Annotated in this window: 17 protein-coding genes; all 17 read left to right on the top strand. The window is 37.2% G+C overall.

Annotated features, from left to right (window positions below; genetic code table 11):
• Positions 1-362 precede the first annotated feature (362 nt).
• The 17 genes from rfbA to ACI3ES_RS06950 all read left to right on the top strand — a co-directional run bounded on the left by rfbA (position 363) and on the right by ACI3ES_RS06950 (position 17,097).
• Complete coding sequence (gene rfbA, locus ACI3ES_RS07030) at positions 363-1,235, top strand: glucose-1-phosphate thymidylyltransferase RfbA (RefSeq protein ID WP_010292140.1); 873 nt, start codon at positions 363-365, stop codon at positions 1,233-1,235.
• Positions 1,236-1,240: 5 nt separating this feature from the next.
• Positions 1,241-1,834, top strand: a complete 594-nt coding sequence (locus ACI3ES_RS07025; protein WP_114666809.1) for a dTDP-4-dehydrorhamnose 3,5-epimerase family protein — start codon at positions 1,241-1,243, stop codon at positions 1,832-1,834.
• Positions 1,835-1,848: 14 nt separating this feature from the next.
• On the top strand, positions 1,849-2,886 hold the full coding sequence (rfbB, locus tag ACI3ES_RS07020) for a dTDP-glucose 4,6-dehydratase (protein WP_010291266.1): 1,038 nt from the start codon (positions 1,849-1,851) through the stop codon (positions 2,884-2,886).
• Between the two features lie 39 nt (positions 2,887-2,925).
• On the top strand, positions 2,926-3,759 hold the full coding sequence (gene rfbD, locus ACI3ES_RS07015) for a dTDP-4-dehydrorhamnose reductase (RefSeq protein WP_114666808.1): 834 nt from the start codon (positions 2,926-2,928) through the stop codon (positions 3,757-3,759).
• A 292-nt stretch (positions 3,760-4,051) separates the two neighbouring features.
• On the top strand, positions 4,052-6,610 hold the full coding sequence (locus ACI3ES_RS07010) for a GBS Bsp-like repeat-containing protein (RefSeq protein ID WP_258551964.1): 2,559 nt from the start codon (positions 4,052-4,054) through the stop codon (positions 6,608-6,610).
• An 11-nt stretch (positions 6,611-6,621) separates the two neighbouring features.
• A complete protein-coding gene (locus ACI3ES_RS07005; protein WP_080519147.1) occupies positions 6,622-7,065 on the top strand; it encodes a hypothetical protein in 444 nt (147 codons plus the stop codon).
• Between the two features lie 122 nt (positions 7,066-7,187).
• Complete coding sequence (locus ACI3ES_RS07000; RefSeq protein WP_114666806.1) at positions 7,188-8,168, top strand: ABC transporter ATP-binding protein; 981 nt, start codon at positions 7,188-7,190, stop codon at positions 8,166-8,168.
• A gap of 16 nt (positions 8,169-8,184) precedes the next feature.
• On the top strand, positions 8,185-9,003 hold the full coding sequence (locus tag ACI3ES_RS06995) for an ABC transporter permease (protein ID WP_235193500.1): 819 nt from the start codon (positions 8,185-8,187) through the stop codon (positions 9,001-9,003).
• A 12-nt stretch (positions 9,004-9,015) separates the two neighbouring features.
• Positions 9,016-10,119: a glycosyltransferase family 2 protein gene (locus tag ACI3ES_RS06990; RefSeq protein WP_114666805.1), complete on the top strand. Its 1,104-nt coding sequence runs from the start codon at positions 9,016-9,018 to the stop codon at positions 10,117-10,119.
• A 12-nt stretch (positions 10,120-10,131) separates the two neighbouring features.
• Positions 10,132-11,268: a polysaccharide pyruvyl transferase family protein gene (locus tag ACI3ES_RS06985; RefSeq protein ID WP_114666804.1), complete on the top strand. Its 1,137-nt coding sequence runs from the start codon at positions 10,132-10,134 to the stop codon at positions 11,266-11,268.
• A 37-nt stretch (positions 11,269-11,305) separates the two neighbouring features.
• On the top strand, positions 11,306-11,920 hold the full coding sequence (locus tag ACI3ES_RS06980) for a sugar transferase (RefSeq protein WP_080519151.1): 615 nt from the start codon (positions 11,306-11,308) through the stop codon (positions 11,918-11,920).
• Positions 11,920-12,687 carry a DUF4422 domain-containing protein gene (locus ACI3ES_RS06975; protein WP_114666803.1) on the top strand — a complete coding sequence of 256 codons (768 nt, stop codon included), beginning with the start codon at positions 11,920-11,922 and terminating at the stop codon, positions 12,685-12,687. The genes ACI3ES_RS06980 and ACI3ES_RS06975 overlap by 1 nt, the downstream gene beginning before the upstream one ends.
• Positions 12,687-13,877 (top strand): UDP-galactopyranose mutase, encoded by a 1,191-nt coding sequence (gene glf / locus ACI3ES_RS06970; protein WP_114666802.1) that lies wholly within the window; start codon positions 12,687-12,689, stop codon positions 13,875-13,877. Before ACI3ES_RS06975 ends, glf begins: the two co-directional genes overlap by 1 nt.
• A 51-nt stretch (positions 13,878-13,928) precedes the next feature.
• Positions 13,929-14,882, top strand: a complete 954-nt coding sequence (locus tag ACI3ES_RS06965) for a glycosyltransferase family 2 protein (protein ID WP_114666801.1) — start codon at positions 13,929-13,931, stop codon at positions 14,880-14,882.
• Entirely contained in the window at positions 14,882-15,844 is a 963-nt protein-coding gene (locus ACI3ES_RS06960) for a glycosyltransferase family 2 protein (protein WP_407631956.1), read from the top strand. Before ACI3ES_RS06965 ends, ACI3ES_RS06960 begins: the two co-directional genes overlap by 1 nt.
• The gene (locus ACI3ES_RS06955; RefSeq protein WP_080519155.1) at positions 15,807-16,247 is read left to right on the top strand and encodes a GtrA family protein; all 441 of its coding nucleotides are present in this window, start codon (positions 15,807-15,809) and stop codon (positions 16,245-16,247) included. The genes ACI3ES_RS06960 and ACI3ES_RS06955 overlap by 38 nt, the downstream gene beginning before the upstream one ends.
• Positions 16,237-17,097, top strand: coding sequence for a glycosyltransferase (locus ACI3ES_RS06950; RefSeq protein WP_114666799.1), 861 nt, complete (start codon positions 16,237-16,239; stop codon positions 17,095-17,097). The genes ACI3ES_RS06955 and ACI3ES_RS06950 overlap by 11 nt, the downstream gene beginning before the upstream one ends.
• The last annotated feature ends 16 nt before the right edge of the window (positions 17,098-17,113 follow it).

Here is a 17,113-nt window from a genome sequence, read left to right as displayed (position 1 = left end):
CACCAAACCCGAATATCATTTTTTTCACTGTACAGGAAAATAATACTACGTTAGCAGTTTAACAGCCGGCAGTTAATCTCAAAACATACAACGATCAATTCCGTGTTATTGTTGATTATCGGTCGATGAGTGGTAAGCGTGACAAATTCGCTTGGACTCGTGAGTCGACAGATTATTATCAAGATAACAGTGATTTTACTTAAATAATGTAAAGAATTGGCAGCTCGCAAGTTTGATACTTGCGGGTTTTTTTGGTGATATCACAGATATGTACAAAATATAGTATTTATATACGATATAAATACGCTATAATATTAAACGTATATAGTTTGTAACTAAAAAGCATGAAAAGGAATTACAACATGAAAGGCATTATCCTAGCCGGAGGGTCCGGCACAAGACTTTATCCAATTACCAAAGCAACTAGTAAGCAATTGGTGCCAATTTATGACAAGCCAATGATTTATTATCCGTTGTCTGTTTTGATGTTAGCGGGTATTACGGATATTTTGTTAATTTCGACGCCAGAATATGTTGGACAATTTGAAGAATTATTCGGTAATGGTCATGATCTTGGGTTAAAGATTGACTATGCCATTCAAGAAGAACCTCGTGGCTTGGCCGATGCATTTATCGTTGGTGCTGACTTTATTGGCAATGATTCGGTAGCGTTGGTACTGGGCGATAACATTTTCTACGGTGCTGGGCTATCAGAGAAGTTACAAGCAGCCGCTTTGAAAACAACTGGTGCGACAGTGTTTGGTTATCAAGTGAAAGATCCAGAACGTTTTGGTGTGGTTGACTTTGATCAAGCTGGTAAGGCAATATCGATTGTCGAAAAGCCTGCACAGCCGCAATCAAATTATGCGGTGACTGGTCTTTATTTCTATGACAATGACGTGGTCGAGATAGCTGCCAATGTGAAACCATCAGCGCGTGGTGAAATTGAAATTTCTGATATTAACCAAGCTTACTTAGAGCGTGGTGATTTGGATGTTCAGGTCATGGGTCGTGGTTATGCTTGGCTAGATACTGGCACACATGATTCTTTGTTGGAAGCTTCCTCATTCATTGCCACAATCCAAAAGCAACAGAACTTAAAAGTGGCTTCCTTAGAAGAAATTGCTTACCGGATGGGGTATATCGACATCGCGCAATTAGAGAAGCTGGCGCAACCATTGAAAAAGAATGATTATGGCCAATATTTGTTAAGAATTGTGGCGGAAGAAGGATAAATTTGATGAGTGATAATTTTTTTGAAAAAGCGCTAGCCGGCCGAATGACTGACGCGATTCCCGGTATGATAGAATTTGACATTCCAGTTCATGGTGACAATCGTGGCTGGTTTAAGGAAAACTTCCAGAAAGAGAAAATGTTGCCTTTAGGCTTTCCGGAGTCTTTCTTTAAAGAGAATAAGTTACAAAACAATGTGTCCTTATCAAGAAAAGGTGTGCTACGTGGTCTACACGCCGAACCTTGGGATAAATATATTTCTGTCGCTGACAACGGTCGTGTTTTGGGGTCGTGGGTTGATTTACGCGAAGGCGCTTCCTTTGGTCACGTTTACCAAACTGTTATTGATGCTAGTAAAGGCATTTATGTCCCACGTGGTGTTGCTAATGGTTTCCAAGTATTGAGTGACACCGTGTCATACTCATACTTAGTTAATGACTACTGGGCACTAGATTTAAAGCCTAAGTATGCTTTTGTAAATTACGCCGATCCTGCTTTGGGTATTGAATGGGATGATGTTGAAAATGCTGAGGTGAGTGAAGCAGACAAAAATCATCCTTTGCTCAAAGATGTCGTGCCACTAACAAAAGCACAATTGTAATTGGGAGAAACAAAATGACTGAATACAAAAATATTTTAGTAACCGGTGGCGCCGGCTTCATTGGTGCTAACTTTGTGCGCTATATTGTAGCGGAACACCCAGACGTGTTTGTCACGGTGCTTGATAAGTTAACTTATGCCGGTAATAAAGAGAACTTGGCTGGATTACCAGCAGACCGTGTCAAGCTGGTGGTTGGCGACATCGCTGATGCGCCATTAGTTGATCAATTGGTCTCTGAAACCGATGCGGTGATCCATTATGCTGCCGAAAGTCATAACGATAATTCACTGAAAGATCCATCACCATTCGTGCAAACGAACATCATTGGAACTTATACATTAATTGAAGCAGCACGCAAGTACAACAAGCGCTTCCATCATGTTTCAACTGATGAAGTGTATGGTGATTTGCCCTTACGAGAAGATTTGCCCGGACATGGTGAAGGTGTCGGCGAAAAGTTTACGCCTGAATCACAGTATCGACCATCAAGTCCCTATTCATCAACCAAGGCTAGTTCTGATTTGTTAGTCCGTGCTTGGGTGCGTTCGTTTGGTTTGCAAGCCACGATTTCTAACACTTCTAACAATTATGGTCCTTACCAACATATTGAGAAGTTTATTCCGCGACAAGTTACCAATATTATTTCTGGCATTAAGCCTAAATTATATGGTTCTGGGAAGAACGTCCGCGATTGGATTCACACCTATGATCATGCCACAGCTGTTTGGGCAATTTTGACTAAGGGTACAATTGGCGAGACTTATTTGGTTGGCGCCGACGGTGAAAAGGATAATATCACGGTCCTCCATGCGATTTTGAAAGACATGGGTAAGGACGAAAATGACTTTGAGTTTGTTCAGGATCGCTCAGGTCATGACTTGCGTTACGCCATTGATGCTACAAAGATTCGTGAAGAATTAGGTTGGGAACCAAAGTATACGGACTTTGCGACTGGCTTAGCAGATACGATCAAGTGGTATGAAGACCATCAATCATGGTGGCAAGCGGAAAAAGCTGCAGTAGAAGCGAAATACGCGCAGAATAATCAGTAACTAAAGGTCAGCGGAAGCGGCCTTTTTTTCGGAGGGAATATGAAATACTTAATAACAGGCGCGCATGGACAGTTAGGTCAAGAATTGCAAAAGTTGTTACGCGAGCGTGGGTTAACATTTGTTGCCTATGATTCAAAGGCGTTAGATATTACAAATCGTGAAGCAGTGATGGCAACTTTTAAAGCAGAACAACCGGACGTTGTGCTCCATGCGGCTGCGTATACAAAAGTGGACTTGGCCGAAGATGAAGGACGCGCCATGAATTGGCAGGTTAACGTAACAGGCACCAAGAATATCGCCGACGCTACCAAACAATATGGCGCCAAACTAGTGGCAGTGTCGACAGACTATGTTTTTGATGGGCTGAATGTTGGAGAATATCGCGAGACAGATCCAGTTAATCCAAGAAACGCTTATGGGCGTGCCAAATTAGCTGGTGAATTAGCTGTCATAGAGAGTGGGGCAGCAGCGTATATTGTTAGAACGAGTTGGGTGTTTGGCGAATTTGGAAATAACTTTGTCTATACGATGCAACGATTGGCAGAAAGCCATCCTAAACTGACGGTAGTTAATGATCAATTGGGCCGACCAACGTGGACCAGAACATTAGCCGAGTTCATGTTGCATTTGATAGCGGTCGAGGCGACATACGGAATATATCATTTGTCGAATGATGAGACTGCGACATGGTTTGACTTTGCAAAAGAGATCTTAAAAGATACCACAGTGGTGGTCGAACCAGTGACTAGTGCAGAATTTCCACAAAAAGCGTATCGGCCAAAGCATTCAGTGATGAATTTAGAGAAGGCAAAGGCAACAGGATTTGAGATAGCAAGTTGGCGCGAGACATTGGCGTTGTTTTTGAAGCGATAGAGGTGAAGAATAAGCTTTTCAGTGAGAGTGTGAGAGTTAACGGACTTAGTTAGACGATTGCATGATAAGGCTTTATCAAAAGTAAATGTTGTAACGGAGAAAGTAAATAGTGAAGAGAAAAGTCAGAACTTTTATAATAATATTTTTGGCCAGTTTTTGCGTTGGCATAAATCATATTAGTGCAGATAGTGCGGTGAATAACTACATTTTAAACAATAATATCGCACCTGCAAAAGAACAAATTAACTATAGAATCAACATGCAAGACGCTTCGAAAAATGGTGGTATTAACATGAATTTTTCTAACGGTAAGCCACAGTTAGTTATTATTCATGATGTAGGAGTCGAAAATAGTAAGATTGACAATGAAATCAATTATATGGTCAGAAATCAAACTAGTGCTTTTGTGCATAGTTTTGTTGATGGCAGCCAATTAAAAACAATCGCTGATACTAGTAAGATTGCGTGGGGGGCCGGGCCATTTGGTAATCGCTATGCGGATCAAATTGAGCAAGTGCGGGTCAATAGCAAAACTGAGTTTGCTCACCAAATCTCCTCTCTTGCTAATTGGACGGCACAACAAATGATAAAATATCAAATGGGTGCGCCTAAGCTAATTTCAACAAAAAGTAAAAGCTTGGATGGGAACTTAGCAAGTCACGAAAATATTAGTTATAAGTGGGGAGGAACAGACCATGTTGATCCAGTCGAGTATTGGAATAAACGTGGCAGAAACTATTTTGGTCAAGCCTACGATATGGCACAATTTAGGGATTTAGTAGCAGTTTATTATGCGAGAAGTCAAGCACCGAAAATTACCAGTGCAACGATTGTAGGTAATCCAAGTACTGGACGATTTGATGTCAATGTTAAAACGACTGGTCTAGCTGGTGAAACAGTAAAAGTACCTATTTGGTCGGATGCAAATGGGCAGGACGATATCATTTGGTATTCTGCTGAAAAAATAAAAAATGGTCAATATATTGCCCATTTTAATGTGAACGAACACCACAATGAAATGGGTCGATATCATGTAAGAGTCTACGCTTATGCAAACAGTCAGACATCTGAAGTAGCAATAGCAAATGATAATTTGAATGTTAATGTTTCAACGAATCCAAATGTTAACTATAATACACAAGTTCAAAATATTGGATGGCAAACGTATGTTCAAAATGGGCAACAATCAGGTACTACCGGCCAACAAAAACGACTGGAAGCTATCAAAATGTATATTACAGGAGGTGTGTCAGGCGGCATAACTTATCAAACACACGTACAAGACATAGGTTGGCAGTCCCCAACTTCGAATGATAATGTTTCAGGTACAGTTGGACAATCAAAAAGACTGGAGGCAATCCGAATCTCATTAACAGGTAGTTTGGCGCAACAATATGATGTTTATTATCGTGTTCATGCGCAAAATTACGGTTGGCTTGATTGGGCCAAAAATGGGGATTCAGCAGGTACTGCAGGTATGGGTCTTCGGCTAGAAGCTATCAATATTAAATTAGTTAAAAAAGGAGATTCAGCTCCTGGATCTACCTCACGTCCATATGTTGAAGCTGCACCCATTATTCAATATAATTCACATGTTGAAAATTCTGGATGGCAATCTCCAGTTGACAATGGGCAACAATCAGGTACTACCGGCAGTGGCTTGAGGTTGGAAGGTATTAAAGCGGCTATTAAGTCTTCTGCAATATCGGGTGGTGTTTCATACCAAACGCATGTACAAAATATTGGTTGGCAAAATACAGTCAAGGATGGTCAGTTAAGTGGCACAACTGGTAAATCCTTAAGATTAGAAGCAATAAAAATGAGTCTCACTGGTCAGTTAGCTCAAGAATATGATATATATTACCAAGTTCATGCACAAAATTATGGTTGGCTAGGATGGGCAAAAAATGGTGAAGTGGCTGGCACAACTGGATTAGGCTATCGACTAGAAGCTATTAAAATACAACTTGTCAAGAAGGGTACTGCGTTTAATGCTGGTGGGCCGAGTTCAGTAACAGAAGTGACACCACAAATTTTAAAAACTTCAATCACTGGTACACCGGAACGCGGTAAATTCAAAGTCCTCGTTGAGACAAATGTGTCGGATGTAATCACTGTTAAAATACCGGTTTGGACGACAAAAGGTGGTCAAGACGATATCAAATGGTACAATGCAACTAAAACAGGACCTGGGCAGTACGCTAGTGATATTGATATTGTGAATCACAACAATCAAACTGGTCAATATCAGATTCATGCTTACGCTTATAGCCTTACCAAACAAACTTGTCAGGTGGTTAATAATAATTTGATGGTTGCGACCAAGCCAATACTAAATGGTGTTAATACAAATCAACTTACTTGGTTTAATAGTATTAAGAGTTCATTAGTTGATTTGGCAAATAAGAACGACATATTTCCTTCAGTAATGCTTGCTCAAGCAATTACTGAAAGTTCTTGGGGGCAAAGTGAACTAGCACAGAAAGCAAATAATTTGTTTGGAATCAAGGCTACTAGTGACTGGAAAGGAGATATATACAAAGTAAAAACGCAAGAGTTTTCTGATAAAGATCAATATGTAATTGATTACACTGGGCAAAAAATATTTGTTAAAAAAGGGCAAGGCTACTATGTATATGCTAACTTTAGAAAATATGCATCCCAGTTAGATAGTCTAAATGACTATGTAAGAAAAATTAGAAATAATTACGCTGCTTCGTTACGTAGTAATTCTCATACTTATCAAAATGCTATCTTTTTGCTGCAAAAGAATGGATATGCAACCGATCCTAACTATGCCAAAAGTATGATTGCTAGAGTTCAGAATTACGTCTTAGAATCACTTGACTAGGAGAGATACACATGAAAAAATACCTCAAAATATTTTCAACGCTACTAATATTACTAATAATAGTAGGTTCAGTTTATTGGTTATGGTCAAGTGATTCTACTTCAAATAAAGATGGTGTTGCCATTTCGTCTAAAAAAATAAAAAGTAGTACAACGTCAATGACTTCTGAAAAGTCCTCAAGTAGTGACAATGCATCTTCAAAAGAGGAAGAGGCAATGTCAAGTAGTTCTTCTTCAATAAGTTCCAATAACGGACATCAAAGTGAAGAATCAGCAATTAATAGTACTGCGAGTGAAGCGGCCAAAATTATGTCAGTTGATCAAGCACGAAATTTAATGAGAGATTCAGGAATTAGCGATGGTGCGTTTTCAAACAACGACATTAACAAATATATAATTGAGGCTAACAAAAAGCATAAAGACTTTATTGAATATTTAAAAAGTCTTGGATTTTAAAAACGTAGAAATTTTCTACGTTTTTTTTTTGTGATTTACTATAAGTCGTAATCGGACTTTTATGAGAGAATATGGTAATATAGTACTATGTGGTTTTCACTCTCACCACAATTAGGATAATTATGGATAATACAAAAAAACAATATATGGTTAGCGCCAAATCAATTACTAAAAATTTTCAATTATATGCTAACCAATCAGAAAAGCTTAAATCAACTTTTTTAGGAAACACTGCAGATGCTAATTTCTGGGCATTACGTGGACTGTCATTTGATGTTGAGCCAGGTGACGTTGTGGGTATTGTTGGCACCAATGGTTCCGGTAAATCTACTTTGCTAAATATTTTAAGTGGTGTCATTCCACAGACATCTGGTACTTTGGAACTAAACGGTAGCATTGGTGTTGTAGCTATCAATGAAGGCCTGAATTGGGATCTTACTGGGCGTGAGAATATTCGTTTGAAACAACTGATGATGGGGAAAACGAATAAAGAAATCGATGAGGCAATGCCTGATATTATTGAATTTTCAGAGCTTGGTGAATTTATTGATCAACCAGTTAAAGACTATTCCAACGGTATGCGAGCCAAATTGGGATTTTCGATTGTAACACATAACGATCCTGATATTTTGATCGTTGATGAGGCTTTGTCAGTTGGTGACTCTAACTTCTCAAACAAAGCACTTAGTAAAATACGCGAGTTTATTGCCGAAAAAAAGACAATTTTTTTTGTGTCTCATGACTTAGAGCAGGTTCGTGAATTTACTAATAAAGTCATGTGGATTCAGTATGGTGAATTGCGTGATTTTGGCCCAATGCAACAAGTTACGGATGAATATGAAGCGTTTGTCAAAAAGTTAAACGCGATGTCAGATGAGGAACGTGATAGTTTTGTGTCTGATCAAAAGCATAACCAACAAATTTTTACGTTAGCGCAATTGCAAGATAAATTGTCATTGAATGGTCATAACAAAGAAGATGTTGAAGCAAGAACTGCAATCAGAAGTTTTCAAGGGTTTAAGGCGCTACCGCTCTATTCTGCTTTAGTAGTTTTGTTTGGTTTAATGGCAGTAGTTGTATATAACTATTTGTTGAAGGGATGATAGCTCGATGTGGATAATGATCAAATCAATATTTAGTTTAGTTGTTGAGCAGGTTAACTACTTAGGTATGGCCATTAGGTTAGCAATTTATGACACCAAGGCTAACAATGCGCACAAATACCTGGGTAATTTTTGGGAAATTTTGGACCCTTTATTTCAAGTTTTAACTTATGCGATTATTTTTGGTGGCGGATTTCGGCAATCAGCGCCTGTTGAAGGGACACCCTATTTTGTGTGGATGTCAGTTGGATTTTCTGCTTGGTATTTAGTCAACCAAGGATTTAGTGACACTATCCGTTCTATTCAGACACAAATTTTTATGGTGAAAAATGTTAAATTTCCGGTTTCTGTGTTGCCAACAATTCGTGTTTTACAGGTCTTTCCTGCAGTTTGTTCAATTTCAATTGTTGCATTTATTAGTATGGCTTTGACAGGACATTTTCATGTCTCTATCTACTGGATTCAAATCATCTATTATATGTTTGCTGCGCTGGTGATGTTGTTTTTCTTGGGAATTTTTAGTGCAACAATTAATATCTTAATTCCGGACTATGATTTAGCAATTCGACAAGTGCTGCGTTTGCTTTTCTTCGTTTCAGGAATTTTATTCGAACCTGCAAAAGGTAATGCATTTAATTCATTAATTTATTACATTTCTCGTGTTAATCCGTTCTATTATATTGTTAATGGTTGGCGTGATACATTTCTGTTCGATCGATGGTTTTGGAATTCACCACTGCAATTAACAATGTTTTGGTTAGAAATTGGTATATTTGCTATAATAGGTACCCATCTGTACTTGAAGTTCAAAGATCAATTGATTGATTTTATTTAAAATGGAGATATTATGACTGGTAAAAAAGTGTCGGCAGCGGTTGTTACATACAATCGACTAGATTTGCTGAAAGAATCTTTGGGTGCCGTATTAGGACAAACAAAGTATTTAAATCATGTTATTGTAATTAATAACAAATCTAATGACGGGACAAAAGAGTATTTATCATCTTTAACAGATGAACGACTCGTTGTTTTCAATTCGGAAGACAATTTAGGTGGCGCTGGTGGATTTAATCAAGCTGTACGCCTTTTCGCTGAAAAAACAGACGATGATTACGTTTGGCTGATGGATGATGATACAATTGTGCAACCTGATGCGCTTGAACACTTGGTGGATTTTGCTGAAGAACATGATCATGTTGGATTCGTGAACTCCCAGGTTCGTTGGGGTAGTCTCGAGGGAAATCCCTCATGGATGAATGTACCAGCACCACGTGGCTTTACATGGCAAATGTATATGACGCAGAAAAATCCCGCTGTCGAGGTTGTAAATTCAACATTCGTTTCGGTAATGTTTTCTCGCAAAATGGTAGCAATGATTGGATTGCCACAAAAGGAATACTTTATTTGGGGCGATGATATGGAATATACTAATCGTATCGCTGATGTTGATCGTGGTTACACAGTTTTAAACTCAATTGCCGTTCACAAATCAAAAGAAAACTCAATGCCTGGTGATATTGTGAAAGAAAAAGATGAATCACGTCTTTGGCGTTACGACTTTGAATTTAGAAATCGTGTGCTGACTGCAAAACGTATTTCAAAACATGAATACATGCGAACTATCATCAATGCCTTTATATTTGATTTAAGATTTGTGTTGTTTAATAAGAATGTTAAGTTCCGATTTACTAAAGCAAAAATGATTATTCGCGGTATTTTCAAGGGAATGCTCTTTAATCCAGAAGTTGAGTACGCAGACGGCCTTTCGAGAGTACCAAAACGATCAATTAATGCGCTATTTAAAGCGCGTCATCTTGCAATGCCAACAGATATATTTACTTTAGATGATGACATAAAAGTTATTCATGAATCGAAATTGACTGATTTCAAAGGACACACAGTTGCTGCAGATAGATTTATTGAACAGCAGATGGGTGATTTTCGACAATAAGTTGAGGATTTTATGGCAACACACTATTTAATTTCCACTGCTGGATTTCCAAATTATGGTGATGAGCAGATAGTGAGAACATGGCTTGCTTTTTTTAAAAAGGTGCATGCACATGACCGAATTATACTTGATGTTCCATTTCCATCACGGGCGCAGTTTCTTTTTAAAGATGAATTTCCAGATTTACTAATAGTAGATACTATTTGGAATTTGATTTATTTGGCTGAATCAAAGGGTATCACTTTGGACGATACTAATTCATTGTTTGAACTATTGCATGGTGGTGATCCGCGCAATGCTGTTCCTATAAAAGCAATGTGCGATGCTGATTCGCTGCACTTACTAGGTGGAGGCTATTTTTCTGTTGATCATATTGAGTTTAAAAGAACTTTTTATTTTTTTGCCTTATTGTCAATTATCAAAGATAAAAATCCTAAAACCAAAATTTTTGCAACAGGTTTAGGCTTGACGCCAATTAATTCGGATATAGTTTCTGCCATTAAAGAATATGTAGCGAATTTCGATTATTTTGGGGTGCGAGATCGAGTTAGTGATCTTTTTCCAAATGCTACATTGGAAGTCGACGATGTATTCTTGTCAAAATCTTTAAGGGCGATTAAAATAAACAAAGCTGATGACAATCCCGATATCCTAGTATCAATACAACCAATTTTTGATGATAAGATTCGAAAAGTAGTTATTGAAAACTTAATATTTTTCTTGAAACAGCATAAAAATGCTAAAATAGGTATACTGGAAGCTATGGTTCCGGACGATAATTGGCTATATTTCGGAGATGTCTTTAATCAAGAGCCTGACATAAAAGAAAGATTGATATTTTATGATTTTTGGACCCTTTGGACGGATGGTATTCCTTTCAAAAAAAATCAACTTTGGATTAGCACTCGTTTTCATTTTCATTTAATTGGTGCATTATTGGGTGCTAAGGGAACTGCCATTTCTATAGGGACACAATACTACGATGTTAAACATCAATCCTTAATTGATTGGGGTACAGGATGGCAATTTCAAAACTTTACAAAAAAGTATTCGGTAATTGAACCAAAAATCAATTGCTTTTTCCAAGTGAAGTCCAAACACTTGGCAGAACAAAAGATAAAACGAGTTGAACGGATGTTGTATCCGTAATTTAGAGAAGGAGGGGCATACTGTGGCTAATAGAAGTATGGGTTACACTATTTCTAAAAAAATATTAGATTTGTCAGTGTCTTCATTTGCTTTGGTGTTTTTGTCACCACTTTTTCTGATTATTGCGGTTGTCATTAAATTTGATAAAAAAACGAGTCGTGTTCTTTATCAGCAAGAGCGCGTTGGTAAATTTGGAAAAAAGTTTAAAATTTATAAATTTCAAACGATGGTTGATAATGCTGAATTAATTCTAGAGCAAGACGCAAAGTTACATGCGGAATTTATTAGCAATGGTTATAAATTAGCGACTCGTGAGGATCCTAGAATCACAAAGTTTGGCGTCTTTTTGAGAAAAACATCACTTGATGAATTACCTCAGTTTTGGAATGTGCTAATCGGTGAGATGAGTATTATTGGACCACGGCCTGTCGTTGAAGACGAATTGCAAGAATATGGTGATCAGGTTGACAAGTTTTTGTCGGTGACTCCGGGAATTTTTGGTCTCTGGCAGGCAAGTGGACGAAGTAATATAGTGTACCCAGAACGGGCGCATATAGAATTAGAGTATGTGGATAAGGCCAACTTGAAGTTTGACTTTTACGTTTTGTTTAAGAATGTTATTGCAGTGTTTAAGCAGGATGGTGCGTTTTAATGATATATATCGCAACACACAAAAAATATGTGATGCCACCATTTGATGGCTATCAACCCATTCTTGTTGGCGCGGCACGTCACTCTGAATTGCCAAGTGGCTATATGTCTGATGCAACTGGTAAAAATATATCTCTGAAAAATAGTAATTTTAGTGAAGTAACAGCTATCTACTGGATCCGATATAATACTGATGATGAAGTTGTTGGTTTAATGCATTATAGAAGGTATCTGGGGTTAAAAAAAAGTCATAGACTTGAAGATATTCTTCAGAATCAGCAAATAAATCATTTGTTAAGCAAATATGATATTATTTTGCCTAAGAAAAGAAATTATATCATTGAAAATCAAAAAGACCATTATTTGCATGCCCATTCGACAGAACCGTATGTTATCATGAAACAGGTGATTACAACGAAATATGTTGAATATTTACCAGCATTTGAGCAGATGGAAAGTTCTACGTCGGCACACTTATTCAATATGTTTATTATGCCAAGGAATTTGTTTGATGATTATGCTGATTTTTTGTTCGGTGTCCTTGAAGAAGTTGAGAAAAACATCGATATTGAAAAGCTTGAAGGACAAGAAGTAAGGGTCTATGGTTTCTTGTCAGAGCGACTGATGGATACTTGGGTAAATACAAAAAGACTATCCGTGGCTGAATGTCCTGTGATAGGACTTGAGCGGACAAATTGGTTGGATAAAGGGTATAATTTTCTTAAGCGGAAGTTTTTTCCAAAATCAAAAAAAAAGGTACATTTCTAATGACAAAAAAATACAATACAAAGAATTATGATTATCTTGTAGTCGGTGCTGGGCCATTTGGTATGATTTTTGCATACGAGGCAGCCAAACGGGGTAAAAAATCTCTGATTGTGGAGAAACGTCCATATATTGGTGGTAATATGCATACGCATACTGAACATGGTATCACAGTGCATGATTTTGGCGCACACATTTTCCACACTGATAACAAGGAAGTATGGGATTATATTCGTCAATTTGCTTCTTTCAATGGTTATCAAAACCAAGTTGTCGCAAATTACAAAGGCACATTGTATAATCTTCCCTTCAATATGAATACTTTCTACCAGATGTGGGGAACGAAAACACCTGACGAAGCACATGCAAAAATTGAAGAACAAAAGAATGCGGCCTTGAAAGATCTGGGTGATCGACAACCTCGTAACTTAGAAGAACAAGCAATTAGCTTAATTGGTACAGATATTTATAATAAGTTGATTAAAGGTTATACGGAAAAACAATGGGGTCGTAAAGCAACAGAATTACCCGCTTTCATTATTAAGCGATTGCCAGTGCGCTTTATCTATGATAACAATTATTTCAACCACCGTTATCAAGGAATTCCAGTCGGCGGTTATACACAGATTTTTGAGCGCATGTTGGAGCAGTCAAATGGACTGGTCGACGTTTTAACCGACACAGATTTCTTTGATGACAAAGAAACATTACTATCAGAATTTCCTCGTGTGTTATACACGGGTATGATTGATCAGTTCTTTGATTATAAGTTTGGTGAATTAGAATATAGATCTTTGCGATTTGAGCATGAGGTGATTGATTCAGACAACTATCAAGGTAATTCAGTAATCAATTATACTGACGCTGAGACGCCATATACACGTGTTATGGAATGGAAACATTTTGATGGATTAGCCGATGAGGGTAAGACAATTATCACTAAAGAATACCCACAAGAGTGGGATCGCTCAAAAGAGGCATATTATCCTGTCAATAATGATGAGAACACACGAATTTACAAGGCTTACGCCAAAGAAGCACGTGACAATCATCCAGAAATTATTTTTGGTGGCCGCCTAGGCAAATATCGTTACTTCGATATGGATCAAGTATTTAATGATGCTTTTAATACTGTCCGCCAAGAATTTGATATCAATCAAAATTTTAATTTTGCTCACGATGAAGTTAAATAAACATGCCCGTTAGGGCGTACATAATATTATTTATAGGGAGTCACAGCAGTTTTGGAATTGCATAAAAACAATTTAAAAAATACGTCATTATCTATTGTGGTACCAGCGCACAATGAAGAAGACTCTATTCAACCTTTTTATGATGCAGTGACAGAACAAATACAAAATATAGATGCAATCGTATACTTTCACTTTATCGATGATGGATCAACAGATCATACGTTAGATAAAATCAAATATATATCTGACAAAGATAGTAATGTTCATTATGTTAGTTTTTCTAGGAAGTTTGGTAAAGAAGCTGCAATGTATGCCGGGATGCAACAGGCATCTGGCGATTATGTTGCAATAATGGATGTGGATTTACAAGATCCTCCTGAATTATTGCCCAAAATGTTTGACATGGTGTCTGGCGAGGATTGGGAAGTCATTGGCACTAGAAGAATTAATAGGGGTAGTCGGTACAAATTGCGGTCCTTTTTTGCTAAATTATTTTATAAACTGATTAACAAAGTAAGCGAAAGTCGCCTTGTTGCTGGAGAAAGAGATTATCGTATAATGAAACGCAATGTTGTCAGCGCAATTTTATTACTGGGTGAAAGCCAAAGATTTAGTCGGGGTATATTTTCTTGGGTGGGATTTCGTACTAAGTATCTGGCGTTTGATAATATTGAAAGATATAAAGGCAAGACCTCATGGACATTTTGGGGATTAATCAAATATGCGATAGATGGTATTGTCTCTTTTTCGACACTACCGCTAGCATTTGTGACGGGATTGGGGTTGTTTTCTTTCACCTTATCACTACTAGGTGCGTTGGTGATTATTGTGAGAGCTATTGTGGATAAAAGTACCAGTGTAGCTGGTTGGCCATCAATGGTCACAATTATGCTGTTTATTAGTGGCATTCAGTTGCTAAGCTTAGGGGTGATAGGCAGATATATTTCTGCAGTATTTTTGGAAGTAAAGCATCGCCCTATTTATATAAAGAAAGAAGAAAAGTGATGTCGAAAAAATTAGTTATTGTTATTCCAGCTTATAATGAAGAACCTGTCATCGAAAAAACGACAGCAATTTTATTGTCTATTTTGTATAAATTAATTAACGATGATAAAATTAATGCAGAAAGTAAAATATTGTATGTTGATGATGGTAGCAAAGATAACACTTGGTCAATGATTGAGAAATTGCATGAACAAGATGGTCACGTGGTTGGTGCTAAATTAGCACATAATGCCGGTCATCAAAACGCATTGATTGCTGGGGTCGAAATTGCAAGGGATTCAGATTATATTGTTTCAATTGATGCTGATTTACAAGATGATCCCAATGCTATCATAGAAATGGTAAACCAAGCAAATAACGGTAAAAATGTGGTGTTTGGCATACGCAATAATCGTGATTCAGATACGTGGTTTAAGAAAACAACGGCTGGTGCATTTTATAAAGTTATGAACTTGCTAGGGGTAGAATCCATACCCAATCATGCAGATTTTAGACTAATTGATCAGCGCTTGATACAAGCTTTTCTTTCGTATCCAGAGCGTGAAATGTTTTTGAGAGGAATTTTTCCACAAATTGGTTTTCAGCAGGGAAAGGTCTTTTATGCTCGAGCTGAGCGGGAAGCTGGTGAAACTAAATATCCTTTGCGAAAAATGCTTTCTTTTGCCATGGATGGCATTACCAGCTTTTCAATTGTACCAATCAAGATGATCAGAAATTCTGGTTTGATTATTGCGTTTATTTCATTCTTGTTCATGATATGGGCTGTCGTTGGTCGATTGTTCGGACATACGACATTGGGTTGGCCATCTATTATTATCTCAATTTGGCTTTTTGGTGGTTTACAGTTAGTGGCACTGGGCGTAATAGGTGAGTACATTGGCCGAATATTTATGGAAGTGAAACATCGTCCAAGGTATGTTTTAGATGTTACTAATTATTCACAAGAGGGCGAAGATGTTTAAAAAGTTGATGGACTATCAAAAGTTTAGATTTATGGTTGTTGGCGTATTAAATACTGGCCTCGGATATATTATTTATCTTGGTATGAATCACCTTTTGCATAATATCAGATTTGGATATATGATAGCTTATACAGCGTCCTATATTTTATCATTAGCGTTCGCCTTCGTGTTACATAGAAGCTATGTGTTTAAAGATAGTGGTAACATTCTAATTGCGTTTTTAAGGTTTGCATTAGTTAATGGTATGAATTATGGCATTAACTTGATTTTATTGCCTTTTCTAGTCGAAATTGTAAAAATAAATTCAGATTTAGCACAACTCCTCATAACTTTTTTGACGTTGTTTGTGAGTTATTTTGGCAATAAATATTTTACATTTAGGAGACAACAAAATGGGAAGTGAAGTACTTGTATCAATAGTTATTCCGACATATAAAGGGGAAAAATTTATAAAACAGACAGTTGAGTCGGTTATGAACCAAACTTATAGTAATTTTGAATTGATTATTGGTGACCAAAATCCAGATGACGAGACAAAAAAAATTCTGAAACCATTTGAACATGATAGTCGAGTAAAAATTGTTAATGTGCCCAAGGGAGATGGTGCCAGTACAAACTGGAATTATGTTTCTGAGTTGGCTACTGGCGAATATTTTAAATTACTACCACATGATGACATACTTAAAAGTGATATGATACAGCGTCAGGTAGAATTGTTAAATGTTAATCCTAAAGTTGGAATGACATCTTCGAAGAGAGAAATAATTTCTGATCATGGCGAGATACTGAAGAGCAATTGGGGCTTAGACGGTATTAAACATTTAACTGACGGTCGAGAGGTTGTCAGAGAAACAATTAAAAAAGGTAGAAATGTAGTTGGCGAACCAGGATCAGTCTTAATGCGTAAGAGCATATTTGACAAGATTGGAGGTTGGGATTTTTCACATCCTTATGTTGTTGATTTGTCTACATTTTTTCATATTTTAATGGTATCGGATTTTATTGCTGATGATTATAATGGCGTCCAGTTTAGGGTTAGTCAAACGCAATGGAGTAGCGTATTACGTGATTCACAAAGCGAGGATGTAATTGCATTGAATCATCAAATTGCGGAAAAACATCCTAAGTTTCTGAGCAAAAAAGAGTTGTTTATAGGTGATAATAAGGCAAAATTGATGGCATCAGTAAGAAAAGTATTTTTTATTGTCGATTCTTTGAAACAAAGAAGCAATTTGAAATTACGCTATAAGTAATAATTTAAATAAGGAC

Source organism: Leuconostoc falkenbergense (assembly GCF_045801155.1).
Lineage (GTDB): Bacteria > Bacillota > Bacilli > Lactobacillales > Lactobacillaceae > Leuconostoc > Leuconostoc falkenbergense.
Note: the sequence above shows the minus strand (reverse complement) of the source record. Positions and strands in the feature narration are given on the sequence as shown.